Origin of the sequence: Cohnella lupini (assembly GCF_003386205.1) — a bacterium.
Taxonomy (GTDB): Bacteria; Bacillota; Bacilli; order Paenibacillales; family Paenibacillaceae; genus Cohnella; species Cohnella lupini.
The window spans coordinates 1-20,164 of sequence record NZ_QRDY01000002.1 but is presented as its reverse complement, the minus strand read 5'-3'; the positions used below and the strand labels follow the sequence as shown (position 1 = coordinate 20,164).

At 51.2% G+C, this 20,164-nt stretch carries 16 protein-coding genes, 1 pseudogene and 1 riboswitch; of the genes and pseudogenes, 8 read left to right on the top strand and 9 right to left on the bottom strand.

Annotated features, from left to right (window positions below):
• Positions 1-4: 4 nt before the first annotated feature.
• Positions 5-197, bottom strand: a riboswitch (cyclic di-AMP (ydaO/yuaA leader).
• A 562-nt stretch (positions 198-759) separates the two neighbouring features.
• From DFP95_RS04415 to DFP95_RS04405, 3 genes are all read left to right on the top strand, one after another.
• On the top strand, positions 760-1,617 hold the full coding sequence (locus tag DFP95_RS04415; protein ID WP_147304128.1) for a hypothetical protein: 858 nt from the start codon (positions 760-762) through the stop codon (positions 1,615-1,617).
• Positions 1,618-1,688: 71 nt separating this feature from the next.
• Positions 1,689-1,904 (top strand): hypothetical protein, encoded by a 216-nt coding sequence (locus DFP95_RS04410; RefSeq protein WP_115991388.1) that lies wholly within the window; start codon positions 1,689-1,691, stop codon positions 1,902-1,904.
• A gap of 427 nt (positions 1,905-2,331) precedes the next feature.
• The gene (locus tag DFP95_RS04405) at positions 2,332-2,844 is read left to right on the top strand and encodes a L,D-transpeptidase (protein WP_115991387.1); all 513 of its coding nucleotides are present in this window, start codon (positions 2,332-2,334) and stop codon (positions 2,842-2,844) included.
• On the opposite strand, the gene DFP95_RS04400 is transcribed toward DFP95_RS04405, so the two are convergent.
• A complete protein-coding gene (locus tag DFP95_RS04400) occupies positions 2,841-3,098 on the bottom strand; it encodes a DUF6953 family protein (RefSeq protein ID WP_115991386.1) in 258 nt (85 codons plus the stop codon). The genes DFP95_RS04405 and DFP95_RS04400 overlap by 4 nt on opposite strands.
• A 105-nt stretch (positions 3,099-3,203) precedes the next feature.
• Complete coding sequence (locus DFP95_RS04395; RefSeq protein ID WP_115991385.1) at positions 3,204-3,425, bottom strand: DNA-binding protein; 222 nt, start codon at positions 3,423-3,425, stop codon at positions 3,204-3,206.
• 269 nt (positions 3,426-3,694) lie between these two features.
• On the opposite strand from DFP95_RS04395, the gene DFP95_RS04390 reads away from it, so the two are divergent.
• The gene (locus DFP95_RS04390; protein WP_181907245.1) at positions 3,695-5,803 is read left to right on the top strand and encodes a methyl-accepting chemotaxis protein; all 2,109 of its coding nucleotides are present in this window, start codon (positions 3,695-3,697) and stop codon (positions 5,801-5,803) included.
• 72 nt (positions 5,804-5,875) lie between these two features.
• Here DFP95_RS04390 and DFP95_RS04385 read toward each other — a convergent pair whose 3' ends face one another.
• Together DFP95_RS04385 and DFP95_RS04380 are read right to left on the bottom strand one after the other, a co-directional pair.
• On the bottom strand, positions 5,876-7,723 hold the full coding sequence (locus DFP95_RS04385; protein WP_115991383.1) for an ABC transporter ATP-binding protein: 1,848 nt from the start codon (positions 7,721-7,723) through the stop codon (positions 5,876-5,878).
• On the bottom strand, positions 7,707-9,446 hold the full coding sequence (locus DFP95_RS04380; RefSeq protein WP_115991382.1) for an ABC transporter ATP-binding protein: 1,740 nt from the start codon (positions 9,444-9,446) through the stop codon (positions 7,707-7,709). The genes DFP95_RS04385 and DFP95_RS04380 overlap by 17 nt, the downstream gene beginning before the upstream one ends.
• Before the next feature lie 300 nt (positions 9,447-9,746).
• Between DFP95_RS04380 and DFP95_RS04375 the strand changes: the two genes are divergently transcribed.
• Complete coding sequence (locus DFP95_RS04375; protein ID WP_115991381.1) at positions 9,747-10,178, top strand: hypothetical protein; 432 nt, start codon at positions 9,747-9,749, stop codon at positions 10,176-10,178.
• A 139-nt stretch (positions 10,179-10,317) separates the two neighbouring features.
• Positions 10,318-11,016 carry a peptidylprolyl isomerase gene (locus DFP95_RS04370; RefSeq protein WP_115991380.1) on the top strand — a complete coding sequence of 233 codons (699 nt, stop codon included), beginning with the start codon at positions 10,318-10,320 and terminating at the stop codon, positions 11,014-11,016.
• 92 nt (positions 11,017-11,108) lie between these two features.
• On the opposite strand, the gene DFP95_RS04365 is transcribed toward DFP95_RS04370, so the two are convergent.
• The 5 genes from DFP95_RS04365 to DFP95_RS04345 form a co-directional block, all read right to left on the bottom strand.
• Positions 11,109-14,726, bottom strand: coding sequence for an Npt1/Npt2 family nucleotide transporter (locus DFP95_RS04365; protein WP_115991379.1), 3,618 nt, complete (start codon positions 14,724-14,726; stop codon positions 11,109-11,111).
• Positions 14,727-14,852: 126 nt separating this feature from the next.
• Positions 14,853-15,575, bottom strand: coding sequence for an amino acid ABC transporter ATP-binding protein (locus DFP95_RS04360; RefSeq protein WP_115991837.1), 723 nt, complete (start codon positions 15,573-15,575; stop codon positions 14,853-14,855).
• A gap of 13 nt (positions 15,576-15,588) precedes the next feature.
• On the bottom strand, positions 15,589-16,191 hold the full coding sequence (locus tag DFP95_RS04355; RefSeq protein ID WP_115991836.1) for an amino acid ABC transporter permease: 603 nt from the start codon (positions 16,189-16,191) through the stop codon (positions 15,589-15,591).
• A gap of 135 nt (positions 16,192-16,326) precedes the next feature.
• A complete protein-coding gene (locus DFP95_RS04350; protein WP_115991378.1) occupies positions 16,327-17,127 on the bottom strand; it encodes a basic amino acid ABC transporter substrate-binding protein in 801 nt (266 codons plus the stop codon).
• 406 nt (positions 17,128-17,533) lie between these two features.
• Complete coding sequence (locus DFP95_RS04345; protein WP_115991377.1) at positions 17,534-18,613, bottom strand: PdaC/SigV domain-containing protein; 1,080 nt, start codon at positions 18,611-18,613, stop codon at positions 17,534-17,536.
• 233 nt (positions 18,614-18,846) lie between these two features.
• Between DFP95_RS04345 and DFP95_RS04340 the strand changes: the two genes are divergently transcribed.
• Together DFP95_RS04340 and DFP95_RS29775 are read left to right on the top strand one after the other, a co-directional pair.
• Positions 18,847-19,815, top strand: a complete 969-nt coding sequence (locus DFP95_RS04340) for a DNA-methyltransferase (RefSeq protein WP_115991376.1) — start codon at positions 18,847-18,849, stop codon at positions 19,813-19,815.
• A 175-nt stretch (positions 19,816-19,990) separates the two neighbouring features.
• A pseudogene (locus tag DFP95_RS29775) lies at positions 19,991-20,164 on the top strand (IS256 family transposase); the annotation flags it as partial.

The window sequence follows — 20,164 nt, the reverse complement described above, 5'->3', positions numbered from 1 at the left end:
CCTATGGATCTAGCACAACGCTTACGAGGTTAGCTGTCGGATTCGGGCGGTGAGAGTCGCCCTACCCGAGCACGCGCATCCTAGGCGCGGCGTGCTCGGGATTCACCCCGGACGGACGGTAGCCGGCTCTCACACCGACGAACGTCCGCCATTGGTTCCCCCGTTTTCCTTGTTCGGAAACTCAGCGATTACGAATGGAACTTGTTGGTTATCCAATTCATGAATCGAATATTACTCCGGCCCCGATACTTTGTAAAGCATGCCCGAGCGCGGTTTTGCACCACTTTCTTCCCGTCTCGGGAGTTGTATCGCTTACAATGGGGCCGATCTCTAAAATACTCTCGCTAACTCTCTATCTCTCTGCATTTCGTCTAATCCGTTCTATTGCCGAAGCCCGTTTTCGCATTGATTTCGAATGAATTTCGATAGCTGGAGATTAGCCGAGATAGAGAGCCCGAAATGCATGAAATAGCTATCTTTTATGGCATAATTCACGGAAACGGGAAGAATTCGTTCGTCTGCGGTTCCCCTTCGTATCCCGTTCATTTTACAAGCTCGGAATTTCGGCGTAATATTCATTTCGGTTTATTGAAAAACGGCATTATGCGGTTGCTTGACACCTTGGCGATCGTTCGTTTATATTGGACGAACACAACTAAATTCATTTGTACCACTTACGACGGAAGCACCCGTAAGCAAAGGCCGATAAAGCCTTTCTTGCTGGTGCTTTTTGTCGTCCAAACCAAAGGAGGAATTGTTATGCCCGCTATTCCCGCTACCTTGTCCGCTAACGGAAAAACTGTTTCATTCGCTTTGCGTTTCGTGCTGTTATTCGTCATCGCGTTCATTCCCGTTCGCCAAGTATCCGCCGCGACGGTAGAACTCACCGTACCCATCAAAACCTCCTTCGACAAGACTGTAGCGGCAGCGACGGATAAACAAATATCGGCGAAGCTGAACTTGCTTTACGTTGACTTCGGAACGCTTCTGAAGCAAGACCTGACCGACGAAGCGAAGATCAAAGCGTTGCATTACCGCAATGAGGAAGACTTGATCGCAGTACGCAAGCAGATTCGCGACATCGACGCGGACAAGCTAAGCAAGCTTACTTTGCAAGTCAAGTCCACCAAGGATCGTTACAAGCCATTATTCGAAGCCTATACTTCGGCGAACAAGCAGATCACGCTTGCCAGGCCGTTCAAGAACAAGACTCTAAACGCCCTGCTCCGAGCTCAGGCAGACGCGCTGAAGCTATCCGTTCAATATGCCCGCGAAGATATTAAGGCGAAGGAAGCCGCGCTATCCGCAGCCAAGACTTCAACCTCCCTCAAGATCAAAAAGGCACGGGAGTCGTTATCCGCAATCGATCCGCTCAACGTTCAAATACGGGCTCACCGAAGCGCGGCCGGGCTTCCGCGCGGAAGTCTTTCTCCCGTATGGACGAATTTCAAGTACGCCATCAAGAAAACCGAAGCCAAAGGCACGTTGGATTCCCTGTCTACCCTTGTCATGCTTTCCCGCCAAATCGCGGACAAACAGCAAAAGATCTATGCTCTTGAGGTTAGAATCGCGGATATCATTGTCCAAACCAAAACCCAAATCTATAATGCGCGCTGAAGAAGTTGTATAATGGAATCCACGCCCTATCGCGAATAAGCCTTCCCGCTAAGGAAGAAGGAGTCCTCCCAATGGCATTAAACATCCGTTTGACGTCCGATCAAGATTTCGAAGAGGCGATGCAGCGCCAGGCTCGCATTCGCGTCTTCAAGAACGACCACATGATCGACAACAACGGGATTATCGTCCGCTTCGACCATCAAACCGTCGTCATCCAATCCGGTATCGGGGATATGGCATACCAATCCAGAGCCGAGTGCGAATTTTTCGAATTGCGGAAACGTTAGTCCGAACAAATATTGAAATTTGTTACTTCCTGAATCGTGCGAAAGAGCCTTCGGAAAACGAGATGATCTCGCTTTCCGAAGGCTCTTTTCTCTTACTACTTAGGTAAAAAGAAGCTCTCTTGGACAGATATCTAATAGCAATGTGTTTCATTGTTATTTCAATGCATGAGCCAAATATAAGTTGGATAAGGATGTTTATTATCGCTATTGTTCTACATTTACCGTATTTCTTCCGAATATTCGATCAATAGCAATGTTCTTCATCCTACTTTGCCTCCAATAGGGCTATTATGCTTGAATAACGATGATTACCATCCTACTTACCTAGAATCACAACCCTTGCTACGCCAATTCATACCAGCAAAGACCATATTCCCCGACGTCATGCATATATATGAACATGACAATCCGGGAGGCTACTTCAATCATGAAGCTAACGCTTTGGTGCCGCGTCCTTATCGTTCTGTCCGCATTGCTATTCATCCCTGCCGTCGTTACCGCCCATGCGGCGGCTGAAACCGTTCAATTAGAGAAGAAATTCACCCAGTACGAACAATTCATCAAAATCGACAAAGCTACCAACAAGCTCTATTTTTTCGAGAAAGGGAAGCTGGTCAAGTCGTTCTCCGTCGCCACGGGGAAAAAGCCCTCCTACACGCCGGAAGGCTTGTTTACGATTCGGGAAAAAATCAAGAACCGACCCTATTACAAGGAGAATATTAAAGGCGGCGACCCCAAAAACCCATTAGGCGATCGTTGGCTCGGTTTGAAGGTGACCCTTAACGGCAAAACCTCTTACGCTTACGGCATCCACGGAAACAATAACGAAAAATCGATCGGAAAATACGTATCCGCCGGTTGCATTCGCATGCACAACAAAGATGTCCGCTGGCTCTATGAGCGGATCAAGACTTCTACCCGCGTGTATATCGTTTCTTAACGGGGATCCACTATCGCCGAAGTCCATCCCCAGTAAAAGGCGTCCCGATCCCAAGCCGCTTTGCCTCCGTGAAGCTTCTTGAACGCTTTTTTGACGTCCTTGTCTATGGAAGCGTGTCCCTTATCGTTCACGTATACGAATCGATCCCCAAACTCGCTTTTAATATGGTTAACGGCATCCGTTTGATATAATACTCCGGCATTTCTTAGTTCCTGGAACATCCATTCCGCAACGTCTTCCGTCGTTTTCTCCATGTCGAACCGCTCCTTAGTTAATTACTCGTGCCAAAGCAAAAGCCCCAACCTCGTCGGTCGGGGCTTATTCCCATTCATGCGCGGGAAGGCCATCCTCGGTCTTGCCTATCCCATGATCTGATCTATCTCGCTTTTCAACAGAAGATAGCGATGAACGCTTCTCATAATGGGCATCTTGGTAAGTCCTTGCTTCTCCACGTATACTTTCATCTGATCCTTGGAAAGCCCGAGCAAATTGCCGGCTTCGGTCAGCGTGAGTACTTCTTCCGTGCTAGTGGCATTGAAGGTTTTCTTGGCCTTCTGGTTCCAGTCTTCAAATGATTTCATGATTTAACAACCTTTCTTCATTTCAGCCTTTGCGCTTCCAGGCTCTTATGCCGATCGATTCTCTGAATGATTACTTTCATTATAGCATAAAATGGCGCCGATTATCAGCACGGATGCTGGATCTCTCGCAAGTTAAGAGATCCTTTTCGAGTGAGGTTTCCTGACATGATTTGAAAATGTCTGTAATCATTTCAACGAAAACTGTCGATATATGCTTAGGAGTATCAGGAGAAGAAAAACTATGAAGCAAAGATATGGGAGTGGGAATCATGCAACTATGGCATAGGCTAGGTTTATCGTTAAAATTGAATTTGATCGTTGGATTGGTGGTTCTTCTAGGCGTTAGCACCCTCGTCTTCACGAATCAGCAATCTCGGTATCGCAGCTCCATGGAACAAGGAGAAATGACGGCGCGGCTCGAGCTGCACGAAGAATCGGAGGTCGTTTCGAAGCTTCTCGATAACACCAACTCCACGCTTCGCACGATCAAAACGGCACTCTTGAACGAAAAGACTTCCGACCGGCCCGATCGGGCTCAAATCGTAAAATTGCTTAAGCAGGAATTGGAACTTCATCCTCAAGTATTGGGACTATACACGCTCTGGGAGCCTAACGCTTTCGACGGCAACGATTCCGCGAACCGCAATCTTTCCAGCGGCGACGACGACACGGGTAGATTCATCCCTTACGTCGTCCGCAACAAAGGCGGAATTTTCATCGAACCACTCCGTGACTATGAAGTGGACGGAGCGGGAGATTACTACCAGATTCCGAAAAAAACGAAAAAAGCGACTCTCGTGGATCCTTACCTGTACGAAGTTAACGGTGCAGCTACCCAAATGACAAGTTTGACGATCCCGATTATCGACGGCAGCGGTAAATTCTTAGGCATCGTCGGAGCCGATCTACTCGTTTCGCAGCTCGAGGAAGCCGTGAAGGGGATCAATGCCTTCGGCGGATATGGGACCGTATTTACGGCTCAAGGCAATTACATCGTCCACGGAGGGATTCACGAGTTATCGGGCAAACCGTACGGCGGCTCGGAGGAGAAGCAGCTTGTCTTGGACAAGTATTCCGAAGGCGATAACTTCGTACGCTTTACCGACGATAAAGGACAGTCCGCGATCGGGCTCGTGCAAAAGGTGGAGATCCCGGGGATCGAAGCTCCATGGTATATCGAGGCGGTCATGCCTCTGGAGAGGATAATGGCCGATTATAATCGGCAGATGTGGACATCCATCGTAACCGTAATTATTCTGCTGGCCGTCCTGAACGCATTGATTTATTTCGTACTGCAGAGGCTTGTCATTCGCAATATCCGTAAAGTTATCGACCTTTCTCAATATTTATCCAAAGGAGATTTTACTCACAAGCTCTCGATTCGCAATAAAGACGAGTTCGGCAAGATGGCCGACCGCTTTAACGAAACGATAGATAACTTAAGCGGCATGATTCGCTCCGTTACGGATGCGAGTCACTCCGTCGCTTCGTCCGCTCAGCAGTTATCCGCAAGCTCCGAAGAAACCAGCCAGGCCGCCAGCGTCATTTCCGAATCCATTCAACAAATCGCCCTCGGCGCCGACTCTCAGGTCCATAGCTCTGCTGATGCCTCCAAGGCCATGAACGAAATGTCCGCCGGCGTCCAAAGAATCGCCGAATCCGCCGCAAGCGTCGCCGATTCGGTAGAGGCGGTAACGGAGAAAACCCGGCTCGGGAACGAGAACATGAAAGAAACGATCGCGAGAATGAACCGGATCAAAGAAGCCGTCGATCAAGCTTCCTCCAACGTGGTGTCTCTCGGACAGCAATCCGGCAAGATTACGGAAGTCATTCACTTGATTCGCGAGATCAGCAGCCAGACGAATCTCCTCTCCCTTAACGCCTCCATCGAAGCGGCTCGCGCGGGAGAACACGGCAAAGGATTCGCGGTAGTCGCGGAGGAAATCAAGAAGCTATCCGAACAGGTTCACGACGCAACGAACCAGGTGTCCGCGATCATAGATCAGATCCATAAGGAAACCGAGCAAACGATTGCCACGATCGACGAAGGAGCCCAAGCGGTCGCAAACGGTTCGGATTCCGTGCTTAGAACGGGTAAGCTGTTCGAGGAAATCTGGCACGAAATCAAAACCGTCAACGAACAAATACAAGATGTTTCCGCGGCCTCCGAACAAATTTCCGCCGGCTCCGAAGAGGTCGGCGCAACGGTTGACCAGCTGGCCACCATCGCCGAACACGCTTTACAAGGCTCGAATCACGTAGCAGCCGCGTCCGAGGAACAAGTGGCCTCCATGCAAGAGGTGGCTTCTTCCGCCCAAATGCTTAACAAGATCGTCGTGGAGCTTCAAACGACGTTGGACAAACTCAAAATAGATTAGACAAGCGCAAAGCCGGATCCCGTAATGAGGGATCCGGCTTTTTCATGCCTCTATTCCGTATGACCAACCGCGCTATTGCAATACTCCAAGCCCCTGGTATAGGTCGCTGTATAAGCCCTTCTTGTCTAGCAGCTCCCGGTGGGAGCCTCTCTCCAGCAGTTCCCCGTCCTTGAGCACGAGAATCTGATCCGCCCGTCGTATCGTATTGAGCCTGTGCGCGATGACGAAGCTCGTGCGCCCTTCCATCAGACGCTGAAGCCCCTCTTGAATTTTGATCTCCGTAACGGTATCGATGCTGCTCGTCGCCTCGTCCAGCACCAGTATGGCCGGATCGGCCAAAATCGCGCGCGCGATCGCGAGAAGCTGTTTCTGTCCTTGGCTGATGCCGCTTCCGTCCCCGTGCAACTTCTTATCGTACCCGCCTGCCAGTCTCGCGATGAACGAATGGGCGTTCGCGAGCTTGGCTGCCGCCACGACTTCTTCGTCGCTGGCATCCAGCTTGCCGTATCGAATGTTATCGCGGATCGTCCCGTCGAACAGAAAGGAATCCTGCAGGACGAACGCCATATGGGAACGCAGGCTTTCTCTTCGAATCGACTTGATGTCGTGCCCGTCGACCGTGATAACCCCGGCATCCGTTTCGTAGAAGCGGGATAGCAACTGGATCAAGGAGGTTTTACCGGCGCCCGTCGGCCCGATGATGGCGACCGTCTCCCCCGGCCTCGCTTCGAAGCTGATATCCTTCAGCGTCGTTTCTCCCGCATTGTAGGAGAACGAGACATGGGAGAACGTTACGGCACCTTGAACGGCGGCGATCGGCTTAGCCTCTCCCTCGTCTTTCGCTTCCTCTTCCTCGTCCAATATCTCGAACACCCGCTCCGCTCCGGCAAGCGCCGACAGCAACGTATTCCACTGATTCGCCAAGTCGTTTAGCGGCCTCGTGAATTGCCTGGCGTATTCGACGAATACGACGATCACGCCGACCGTGATCGCGCCGCGAATGGCGAGGATGCCCCCGACGCCTGCGATTATAGCGAAGCTAAGATTATTAAGCCCGTTCATGACTTTGGGTATAAAACCCGAGATCGCCTGCGCCCAGAATCCAGACAGCTTGATTCGCGCGTTGCGTTCGCCGAACTCGCCGATCACGCGTTCTTCTTGCGAGAACGATTTTATAATTCGTTGACCGGATAACGTTTCCTCGATATAGCCGTTCAGATCCCCCAGATTGCGTTGCCGTTCCTTGAAAAGAACCCCCGTTCTCCGCGTGATCCACCTCATGCCGACGGCCATCAGCGGTACGACCAAGAAAGTCAGCAAAGTCAGCAACGGACTGAGGATCAGCATCACGACGATCGTACCGACGAGAATAAGTACGCTCGAGAACACTTGGATGGCGGAGCTGTTCAAGGTCGAGCTCACGTTGTCCATATCGTTGGTCATCCGGCTCATGAGCTCTCCGCGTTGACGCTTTGCGAAGAAAGGAATGGGCAGCTTATGCAGATGTCCGAACAGGTCTAGTCGCATCCGGTAAACCGTTTCCTGCGCTATCGCGATCATCCATACGTTCTGCAGCCAGCTGACTAGCGAATTCAACACGTATACGACGGCCAAGCCCGCCAAGAACAGAATCCATGGCGTACCTCCGGGACCTTCCAGATAATGATCGATCGCCCTTCCGATCAGATAAGGGCCGAGCAGGGTAAGACCCGAGCTTAGCAAAACCATGAGGAGAACCATGCTAAGCTTGCTCTTGCGGTGCGATAGATAGTGCCAAATACGCTTCAGCGTCGTTTTCCAGTCCTTGGCTTTCTGCTTGCCGCGTTTGCCGGGCGGATTCTCTACTCTGACGCTTTTTTCCTGCTCGGCGGTTTCCCGAGGCTTGCGATAGCGAAAGGGTTCACTAAGCGCGTCCCACATGCGACCCCTCCTCCCCGAATTGCGATTCATAGATGCGGCGGTACAAGTCGTTAGTCGCCAATAATGGCTTATGCTTCCCTTGAGCGATCAGATGGCCGTCATCCAATAGCAAGATGAGATCGGCGTTCAAGGTGGAGCTGATTTTCTGCGTGACGAGAAAAGTCGTGCAGGACATCTCGCCAAGCGCTTGCAACAAAGCGGCCTCCGTCGCTACGTCCAACGCGCTCGTGCTATCGTCGAGCAACAGAATCGCAGGCTTTCGAACTAACGCCCTGGCAATGGATATCCTTTGCTTCTGACCGCCGGATAGATTAATCCCCCGTTGCCCGAGCATCGTATCGTAACCGCTTGGAAGCTGAACGATCGTATCGTGGATTTGCGCTTTTTTAGCCGCCTCGATGATCTGCTCCATGCTTGCGTCATCGAATCCCCAGGCGATATTCTCGCGAATGGTTCCCGTGAACAACAGAACCTCTTGCGGCACGTAACCAATGGAATCGTGAAGCTGTCTCAAGTCCATATCGCGAACGTTTCTTCCGTCGATCCGAATGGAACCCTTGTCCTCCTCGTATAACCGCAGAATAAGCTGCATCAGCGAGGACTTACCCGAGCCGGTCGCGCCTAGAATGGCGACGGTCTCGCCGGGGCGCGCTTCGAAAGAAATATTCTCAAGTACCGGCGCGTCCGTATCCGGGTATTGAAAGGTTACCTTCTCGAACGCGATGCCTCCCTTATCGATATATCCGACGCCTTGCTTGCCTTGCGTCCTTTCTTGCGACTCGCTATCTGTCAATAAGGCTTCTTCTAACCGTTGAGCGGATGCCCTGGCTCTCGAGAACGCGGATACGAGCATCGACAGAGCCGATAGGGCGCCTGCCGTCCGAAGCGAATAATTCACGATTGCCACCACTTCGCCGGTCGTCGCGCTTCCCGCTCCGATCTCCAGATGTCCGAACCATAACACGGCTATAATCCCCGCGTTCATGATCAATACGATGAACGGTAAAGTAATTTCGGTTAGCCGAAGCGCCGACGTCGAACTCTGCATCAATTCCCCGCTATGCTTGGCGAATCGATCGGCCTCGAGCTGTCTACGCACGAAAACGCGGATAAGGCGCATTCCGCCCAGATTTTCCTGCATGACTCCATTCACCGCATCTAGCCTTTGTTGTACTCTATTGAACAGCTTTGCTGCCTTCTTCACGATCCATACGATGAATAGGAAAAGCGCCGGCACGGTAAGCAGAAGCAGAAAACCGAGCTCCGCGTGTACGACGAGCGCCATGATCATGCTGCCGATGACGACTAACGGCACGCGCAGCATGAAGCGCAGCCCCATGAACGTCGTTTCTTGTACCTGCGTCACGTCGTTGGTCAGTCTCGTGATGAGCGATGACGTCGCGAATCGGTTAAACACCGCATAAGAGAACGATTGTACTTTGCCATAAAGCTTTTCCCGGATGTCATACCCTAAGCTTTGACTGACATGCGACGCGTAGAAGGAACTAAGAATGCCCGCCCCGAAAGCGAACAGCGTTCCGGCTACCAACACTCCGCTCCAGAGGAGCACGACGTTCGTGTCGCCCGGCGCGATGCCGTCGTCGATGATCTTCGAGATCAGCAACGGCTGCACCAACTCCACGGTCAGCTCGACCAGCATGAGGAACACCGCCATGACGGCGGCAACGCGATAAACTTTAAGAAATTGAAAGATTTGTTTCATTCCGTGTCCTCCGATGAATGGGATGCCCGATATGCTCACCGCTCTATTTTACCTCAATTACGTCCAAGCATGGGAACCGGAAGACGACTTTTTCGACGTAAAACGAATTTAAGAGCTTGAACGAGCTTCGACCCCCCTAGCGAGAGAACGATGCTTTTTTATTGCCCTGCCCCATCCAAAATTCATCGAAATCGAAGAATAGCACTTCTATATGGCAACCTCTATCGTTTTACAAAAAACCGTCTCCCTAGTAATATTCTGTTCTATCGAAGCTTTAGTATGACTAAGGAGAGCACGAACATGGGCGAAGAAGAACGAATAACAAGCATTCAAATCTATCAATTCGACAATCCGCATGGATTGCATTACGGCACCTGCAAACAAGGAAACGAGCACTGCCAGTACGGTTTGCTTAGAATTACCTGTTGCGGGCATACGGGATGGGCCAAATGTACGTTATCCGCCGACTTAAAGAAAATCGATCTGGTTCAATGGGCTTCGTTCCTGCAAAATTTCCGCAAACCGACGCTCGAGGAAGCTTACGAAACGGTTAATCAGCATCGAGATTGTTGGGGGATTGCCAAAACGGAGCTGGTTCGGGAGGCGCTTAACGACCTCGACGCCCACTTGCACGGCAAGGAGAGCCCGGTTCGACTGGGAATCGACCCTAACGGCTTGTTGGAGCCGGACGCGCTAATCGTCAATTGCCTCGCTCATTACGAGAATCTATAGATCGCGACACCCAATAGTCCCCCTACCTCCGAAATCCCTGCCAGACGTCGATTTGCGAATCGAGAATGCGTCCAGTGGATTCCTCTTCGATCAAATGATATGATACGAAAGGATATAGAGGACAAGGGGGACTTTGAAATTGAATATCTCGAACAAACGCTTGGCCGCTTCCCTGCTCACGATTATTGCACTTCTGCTTATCGTAACGGGTTGCGGAGGTAAGAACAATTCAAACAACTCATCCGATGCGACGGCTACCGGAAACGGTGCGGCATCCACACAGGAGGCTTCCCCAATGAACGGCGTAGACACTTCCGGCGATAACCCTATCGTCACCATCGAAATGGATAGCGGCAAGATCATCAAAGTCGAGCTTTATCCTAAAGTAGCACCGAACTCGGTGAACAACTTCATCTCTCTCGTGAAAAAAGGCTTTTACGACGGCACGATTTTTCACCGCATCATTCCGGGCTTCATGATTCAAGGCGGCGATCCGGACGGTACGGGAATGGGCGGACCGGGCTATTCGATCGCGGGGGAATTTTCCCAGAACGGCTTCGAGAACAACCTTAAGCATACTGCCGGAGTTCTTTCCATGGCTCGCTCGCAAAGTCCGGACAGCGCCGGTTCCCAATTCTTCCTGATGGTTGCCGACGCGCCTCATCTGGATGGAGCATACGCGGCATTCGGTAAAGTTACCGAGGGCATGGACGTCGTCAACGAGATCGTTCAATTGCCTAAAGGCGCTAACGATCGTCCGAAAACTCCGCCGGTCATGAAAAAAGTGACCGTGGACACTCGCGGAGTCGACGCTCCCGAGCCTGAGATCATTAAGTAAGCTTCGACAAGCAATCCATAGCAACATCACAAACAAATGGCTTTCCGAATGGTCGTTGACGACCTCTCGGAAAGCCATTTTTGATATACGGATTATGCAATGTCTCTAAGCCGATCCGCTAGCACCTTCACCATGCCCTTCAGAACGTCGATCTGCTGGAAGCAGAAGGAGAACACCTGATGGCGGTGGAGCCTGAGCAGCACCGTGCGCTCGCTAGCCGTACAATCCGCCGAACGGGGACCGCTGTCGATGATCGCCATCTCTCCGAAGCATTGTCCAACGCCAAGATGAGCCAGCGTATCGGTTCCCCGGTGAACTCGGATGCCCCCTTCGATGATCCCGAACATCGAGTCGCCGTATTCTTCCATCCGGCAGATGACTTCGCCCGGCTCGTATACGACCTCGTCAACCCGATGCGCCAGCCGGACGATGTCCTCTTGGGAAAGATGGGTGAAAAGCTCGATCTTCTGAAGCACGAGTACCCGTCGCAGAATGACCTGACTTTGCGGCTCGTTAGAGATCACCGTCACTTCCGCCGTCGCGGCGGCTTCAGATGCGTATGCGGCGGCGGCCGCGTCCTCCGCTCCGACGACCGGCTTCGGCTCCGTCAACATCGCCGACCTCAGCTTGCGCGATAATCTCTTCATCATTTCCAAGGCCAATTCCGTCCGGTCGAACATCGCTTCGTAGAAGTCGGATGAATTCAGCCGAAGCAAGCGCAGGTCCGTTTCCGCGCGAATCGTCGCGGTGCGCAGCCTTCTCGTCAGCACGGCGGTCTGGCCGAAGCTGTCCCCGGCCTCTCGCCGATCGATTAACTCTCCGTCGCGATAGACACCCGCTCGTCCCTCCCGAACCAGGTATAGCGAATCGCCCGGATCCTTTTCCCGGAAGACGTATTCCCCCGCGGGAACGTGGATGACTTGCGCGTATTGGACGACGGACAACAAGTCTCGGCTCTTGAATCCTTCGAATAAGGAAGACTTCCTTAGCGCGTTCATTGCCCACATTCTCTCTCGAAGCGCTTCATCATCCGCTCGGGCTTCATCCGGCGATCCTTCGCCGATCATCGGATCGGCGAAGCTTATATCGCCCTCTAGCGACGCATACCGAATAACTTCCCGAACGCCCTCTCCTCCATGCTCGAATAACCACTTCCAATGAACCTCCTTACGAGCGTCCCCCGTGTCCGAAGACGACGTCCTCGATACCAGCATCCAACGCGTCAATTCCGTCCTCAGTTCCCCGTGAAGCAACTGATCCATGACCTCGGCGGCATTCGCCTGACGTCTAGCGTCGCCTTCCGACCATCCCAAGAACACGGCATCGATCGTCTTAACGTCGTAGTTAAGGCCTAAGAGATGGAACACTCTGCGGATCGTCGCCACCCTAAGCTGATCGACCGCGTCTCGAACTTCCGACTCGCCAGCATTGTTCGCGTTCCATCCGTTATGCTCGGCGAATCGTCCGTAACTTTCGAGCTCCATGAGCGCCAATCTTTCCATTTCCTTGAAGTCCATCTGAACCTCATCGCTTCTCATTCCGACGAGAGCCTCGAGCAGCTTGTCCCTCATATCGTAGCTTACGCCCGAATATTTACGGAGAAGGATTTGGAAAGCCGCTTGCGTTCCGATTCGCTCGAACACCTTCGGCACGTGCAACGAAGCCGCTCCTCCTTCCAAATAGGGCTCAAGCAGAGGCAATACGTTCTTGGCGTCATAAGCGGCCAGGGCGTCGATCGCATCTGGCCGCGTTCCGCTTTCCTGCAACAACGGCACCACATAGTGAACCAACTCCGGCACCTGCAGTTTGCCCGCCGAATCCAAGGCGCATTTTCGAACGTCCACCGACGAATCCTGCAGCAACGGAATGAGCGGCTTGTGGAATTCGCGAATGCCTATTCTTCCGAAGAGGGAAGCCATGGCGGTCCGTTCCTCTTCGCTCGCGCTTTCGATCAATGTTTTTAGCGTGCCCACGGCTCGGAACATGCCTTCAATGCCGTAATATTTAATCAATCCGGCAATGGCTCCGGCCCGGATCTCGACATCGTTGTCTTCCAGGCACAGCGAGATTCGATCCAGATCCTCTTCCCTTGCGTATGCGGCCAGGGTGATCAGCGCTTGGGATTTAACCCGTCGATCTCCTTCCCGGTCTCCGATGATTCCAAAGAGCTCCTCTTCCATATGTTCCGGAGTCGCGCGCTCAACGTAGAGTAATGCCTCCACCCCCACTTCGGGGGACGGATGACGCAGCAAAGCGGGAATATATGGCGACAAATCGAAGCCTCCCAATTGACCTAACACTCTAAGCGCATACAACGCCTGCTGCTTGTCCGGACTTTCAAGGGCACCGATCAACAGCTGCCTGCTTGCCGGATCCATTAAATCCAGATCGCCGTCTTGCATGTCGTTGCCTCGAGTCTCCAACGTCGACAATAGCATGCTCAGATAGACCTTCTTAACCCGGACCGCCGCATAGATCCCGACGGCGATCAGCGCTAAGATGACGAAGCTGAACTCGCGCGCGCTTAAGATCGGCGATAAGATAATCAAGCTTATAGCGGCTAACCCTTTGGCGCCGTTGCGAATGACGCCGTCCAAGAAGCTCTTGGCGCGATTTCGCCATTTCGGCGAGATCGGAAACATGATGAGCTGATTGACAGAGGAATATATCGTATCTCCCAATACTTTATCGCTGCCTTTGACGATAATGGCCATCGCCAAGACAGGGACGAGGATTACGCCGATGCTGCCCGCGAACAGGGCTATCGGGAATACGAGTATCGAAGTCATGACTCCGAAGCGGCTAAGCAGCTTACCCGCGACGAACAATTGAACGAGTAGCGCGCATATTCCCGAAAACCCGTAGAAGCTACCCATAAATCCAGCCAAGGCATCGCCCTGCAAAGTTTCTCTCAAAATAACCTTGAATTGGTAGTCGATGAACGTAAGGGAGAGGACAAGCGAGGCAGACAGTATCGCGATATACTTTAGATGAGGTACGCTCCGAAACAGTCCGTCGCTCGCGCTCGATTCCTTCGTTCGTTTGTCGGCTTTCGGTTTCGCCTGCCTCGGATTATCGAAAGCATTCGCAGATTCGGGGCTCCATCTTTTCACTAGGTATACCGCTAGCAATGCAAGCAGCTGCAGAGCCGCATAGAAATAAATGAGATTCGCGGTGCCTGTAAGCGGCGCGATCAGCTTTAAGCCGAAACCGCTGACGATCCCGCCGACGATACCTCCGCTTCCGACAAGCGGAATGGTTTTCTTCGCTTTCCGTTGATCTAGCACGGAGGAGGCGAATTGCCAGAAGCAGACGATCATCAGAAAGTTGATGACATCGTAGCCGACGTAGATAGTCGGATAAACCCACATCAAATCAAACCCGACGCCGATCCTAGACAAGACGACCAGCAAGGACAACGCGGGGATCAAAATCAGGATGAGACGATCCAAACGAATTCGGCTGCCGTAGCGTTGGAATAGAAAGCCCGCTAGGATGAGCGATGCCGCCTGGGGCAAATACATTAAGGACAGCTGAGAGGAATCAAAACGCGATAGGAATAACGTATCGGCCGCCGTTCTTCCGATGGTTGAAGCCGAAACCACGCAAAACAAATAGAAGAACAACCCGGCAACGCGGGCGTTCTCCTTCCTGTCTTCGTCCGATATTCCCCATAACCTGCTTAAAGACATAACCCCGTTTTTTATCATCCGCCGCCGTACAGCTCCCTATTAAACTCTAATAGGTAAATTGTACTACATATCTATTGCATTGGGCACTGCAATAACGGGCATCTTGATCATAATTCCTCGAAAAACCAACTAAATCGCCGATACTTACAATACTTTCGACAGGAACGCTTTCGTCCGCTCATGCTTCGGTTGATCGAACAATTCGCTTGGAGGGCTAATCTCAAGAATTCGGCCTTGTTCCATGAACACGATACGGTTTCCGACTTCGCGGGCGAAGCCCATCTCGTGGGTCACGACGACCATCGTCATCCCTTCGCGAGCTAGATCCTTCATAACCCCGAGCACCTCTCCGATCATCTCGGGATCAAGCGCGGAAGTCGGCTCGTCGAACAGCATGATTTTCGGTTCCATCGCAAGCGCTCTCGCGATAGCCACGCGTTGCGCTTGCCCGCCGGAGAGAGAGGTAGGGTATGCATTCGCCTTATCCGCTAACCCCACCTTGCCGAGCAGCTCCATCGCTTTTTTACGCGCCGCTTCAGCCGTCCATTTCTTGACCTTCATCGGAGAGAGCATAATATTATCGATGACCTTCAGGTGCGGAAACAGGTTGAATTGCTGAAATACCATGCCTACCTCGGCTCTAACTTCCTCTATCTTCGTCCCTTTGTCCATCAAGGAACGTCCTTCTATCGTGATATCCCCCGCTTGCGGGGTTTCCAGCAAATTCAAGCAACGCAGGAAGGTAGACTTCCCGGATCCCGAAGGGCCGATAACGACGACGACTTCATTCCGGCCTATCTCCATATTGATATCGGAAAGGACAACGTTCGAGCCGAAAGACTTCGATAGGTCTTTCACTTGTATGATCGGGTCCATGGCGTCACATTTTCCTTTCCAGGTAAATTAATAGCTTGTTCAAGGAGTATGTCAAGGTCAGATAGATCAACGCCGCGGTCAAGTACGGCTCCCACACTCTTGCATATTGCGAGCTAGCGCCCTTCGCCCAATACATCAGTTCCGGTGCCGCGATAACGGCGACGAGCGAGGAGTCCTTGATCAAGACGATGAACTCGTTTCCGAATGCAGGGATCATTCGTTTAATCGCTTGCGGAAGTATGATATAACGCATCATTTGCCAGTGGGACATCCCCAAAGACTTGGCTGCCTCGGATTGCCCGCGATCTATGGACTGTATGCCCGCGCGATAGATTTCCGCGGTATAAGCCGCCGCGTTCAACGCTAATGCCACGATCGCCGCAACGACCGCGTCCGTTCTTCCCAATATATTAGAAACGACCCCGTAATGTACGATAAAAATTTGCAGCAGCAGCGGCGTACCGCGGAAGAAGTGGATGTATCCTTGCATGGGTAACCGTAAGTACCACTTCTTGGACAAGTTGCCGAATCCAATCGCAAGACCAAGAATCGATCCCAGAATAATTCCACTTAGCGAGATGCCTATGGTGTATAGCGTTCCTCTCATAAATAGAGGAAAGTATTCCCCAATGATGTCAAATCTAAAGTCCGCCAAACGATTCCCCTCGATTCGGTAGTATTCGGACGAAAAAAAGCATGCGCAACGTTGCCATTACGCATGCTCTCAACGCTCTTACTTTTATTACATATCCAGCAAGCGGGTCATATCAGGCTCAACGCCGATCCACTTCTCGAACATTTCTTTGTACTTGTCGCTTGCCAGAACGGTCTTAACCGCAGGATCCAGCAACGCTTTAAGTTCTTTATCCTTCGGAAAAGCAATTCCGTAATATTCCGGCGCGAAATTCTCCGTATCCAAGATCGTCGTAAACTTCTTATCCGGGTTTTTCTTGACGTAATCCTTCACGACGGCGCTGTCGGCCACTACGGCATCCACGCCGTTGTTCGCGAGCTCCAAGAGAGCTAGAGCATTGCTTTCGAACTTCTTCAACGACGTGTCGCCGACTCCCATAATGTCCGTCATAAGAGTATCTGCCGTCGTTCCGCCTTGTACCGCGACTTTCTTGCCTTTAAGATCTAGCGCTGTTTTTATTTCGCTACCTTCAGGGACTAGAATCATATTGGTGGATTCGAAATAAGCCGGCGAGAAATCGTAAGACTGCTTACGCTCGTCCGTTATCGTCATTGCCGAGATGGCTCCGTCGAACTCTCCGTTTTCCACGCCTATCAACAAGGGATCCCATCCGATATTCTTCACTTCGTACTCCAACCCGGCTTCTTCCATAACCGCGGCCAGAAAGTCGATATCAAAGCCGACGATATCATCCTTGTCCATATTTTCCATTGGAGGATAGCTTGCATCCGTGGCGAATACGTAAACTTTAGATTGAGCTCCGCCTTCTTCATTTTCTTTCTTCGCGCCACACGCGGCCAACGTAATAGCCAAGCTCGCGATTAGAACGAGCATAAACGCTTTTTTCATTGTTGTTCCCCCTAGGTACTATTCCATATTATTATCAAAGTTTAGCAGGTGACAAATTGCTTTGGCAACTAAAACTTTCATTTAGCGTTATTAAATATGACATTGCTTATTATATTTGATTGTAACAACCAAAATCAATATGATATTTTAGGCAAATATGTAACATTTAATCACGTAAACCAAGCTTTGTTTTTCAGAGGGACGGACCATTTTACAAAATGTTGTATGCAGGTTGCTCGTTATGTGGATTCTGATCGTTCTTGTGGAAATATTCGCTTTCGATCGACGGCGACAAACGTGGCTAGTATACTCATTCGAATCTCGCCGCCGTCGACCGATAAAGAACGGCAGCGAGAGATAACGAAGATCCGGTTTAACGCACCCTATACAATTTAACATTTATCGATTATGAATTAAAGTCCTCGAAAGGAATTTCGAATTCGGGCATGCCTGCCGCATACGGCGTGTACTCGTATTGTCCGAAGGTAATGACGATGCCGTTATGCTTAAGGAAAAATTCCCTGTCCGGCTCGATCGTCTTGAACGGTTCGATCAAGTCGAGTCCCCGCGCCTCTATCTGACTCTTGATTTTGTCGTTGATAATCGAAACGTATTTCCCATCGCCTCCGGCAGCCTCTTTCAAAGTAATCAGCTCTCCAGAAGCAAGATCGAAAGTATACGGTACGCGGACGGTTAACCCGTGCGCTCCGCCCGTATAGCTATAGTAGTCTACGTATAAACTGAGTTTTCCTTGCTCATTATAAGTTATCGTATAAGTGCCGTCGAAGGAAACCTCCGTAACCGAAGAATCATCAAGCCCCTTCACGGCTTCCGCCAAAGCTTCTCTTGCCGCTTCGGCCTTAGCCTCGGCTTCCGACTTCAACAACGAGTTTATATTGCTCTGAACGGCATCGTTAGAGAAGCCCGACAGTTGCGGGTAGTTGATCAGCAACGATTTGCGGGCGCCGTCCTCCTTGATAACCGCCGTAGCGACATGGATATCGTTTTCTTCAATTGCCTCAATGCCGACAACTTTAGTCTCGGCATCGTAGGAAACCCCAAAGCCCATTCTCTCCAGCAAGTCGCGAAGCGGCAAGTACGTCGTATTGTTCTGAGCGATAGCCGTTAACCCGTAAACCGTTTGGTTGTTAAGCGTAGCTCCGCCGCTCTTCAGGTTCAAGACAAGCACGCGATCGCGACCGGTTACGGTAACCGTATTCTTAATTTTATCCCACTTCGTATTTAACCCGATGCTCGCATTCAGGCCGCGAACGGCAATATAATTCGTATTGTCCGTGTTCAAAGCCGAAATTTCCGTACGCGCTCCCGCGATTTCGATCGGTTGTTTAATGATTTTGTAAGCCGGGACCGCTGTCGCACTCGCCTGCTGCACGTTCGATAATAGCGGAACCGACACAAGGGTTGCCACCATCGCCACTCCGATAACACCTCTAATTAAAGCCCTCGATTCGCTCTTGTTCATCATCCCGCATCCTCTCTCCTATTAAATACGTAGCCTTTTGACCATCCAACTGCCGCTTGAAAGAAACTTACCCTTAATAGACGTAGTTGAGACGGCATTAGTTCATTCGCTTCGATAGCCCCGCCGCTTATCGCCGTAATAGCAGAATCAACTCGGTCTAAGCTGGTCACCCCTATCTAATCCTATTATAATGAATCTATCTATTAACGAACGGAATAGGCGGTGTTGTAAGGGCAATGGACAACGAGAAGAAGCGAGCCGCTAGAAACCGGACGGTCACGCTTACCGATGCGGAACGTACGACATACAGAGGGCGTTTGCTCAGCCTTTCCTCTAAAGCCGACCCGGAAGCGGTACTGAACCGGACGATCAACCAAGATCTCTTCGAGGCGATCGATTATTTGCCCGATGAATTCGTAGACTTGCTGTTCGTCGATCCTCCTTATAATTTAACAAAAACTTTTAACGGAAAAACGTTTAATCAGATGAATAATCAACGCTATATCGAGTGGCTCGATTCCTGGTTCTCCCGCATCGTTCGAATTCTGAAGCCCGATGCCACCGTCTACCTATGCGGCGATTGGCGGTCAGGCCATGCGATCTTCGAGGTCGCTTCCCGCTACTTAAACGTAATCAACCGAATTACATGGGAGCGCGAAAAAGGCCGAGGAGCGCTCGCCAACTGGAAGAACGCTTCGGAGGATATATGGCATTGCACCAAATCCGGCGACTATAAGTTTTACGTCGACCGCGTCAAGGTAAAGCGCAAGGTTATCGCCCCATATCGAACGGAGGATGGAACGCCGAAGGATTGGAATGACGATGCGGACGGTAAATTCAGGTTAACGCATCCTTCCAACGTGTGGACGGACCTCACGGTACCCTTCTGGTCGATGCCCGAGAATACGGATCACCCCACGCAGAAGCCGGAAAAGCTGATGGCCAAAATCATCCTGGCAAGCTCCGACGAGAACGATGTCGTATTCGACCCGTTCGGCGGAGCCGGGACGACCTCCGTCGTAGCGAAGAAGCTGAACAGGCGATACGTTACGGTCGAAATAGATGAAACCTACTGCTGCCTAACCGAGAAACGCCTAGAGCTAGCCGATGGCGATGCCGGAATCCAAGGCTATTCCGAAGGCGTTTTCTGGGACCGCAATACGCGGAGCGAGCAAGCCAAAACTAGACGGCCGATGGAAAGCTAGACACCGCTTCGTTTCCAACTCCCAATAGCGATGTTATTCAAAGTATTTTTGAAGCACGTCCAAGCTGTAAGGTGATGTAAAGTAGTCTGTGTACCAAAATTTGGCGCCTTCTCAGGCAACAAAAAAGTAGGGTATTCTCGGGGTTACGAAGCCAACCAAGAAGGAGCCCTACTCGATGACTAATATACCCGAAAATGCGTTTGACAATCTACTTGAAAATGCTGTAACTAAGTTGGTACAAGAGAAGGTGGAGCTGCTGCTCCGCGAAGAAATCAAGAATTATATGCGCTTTGAGCAACCCGATCAACATAACAGTCTAAACGGTTACTATAAGCGAACGTACCAAACG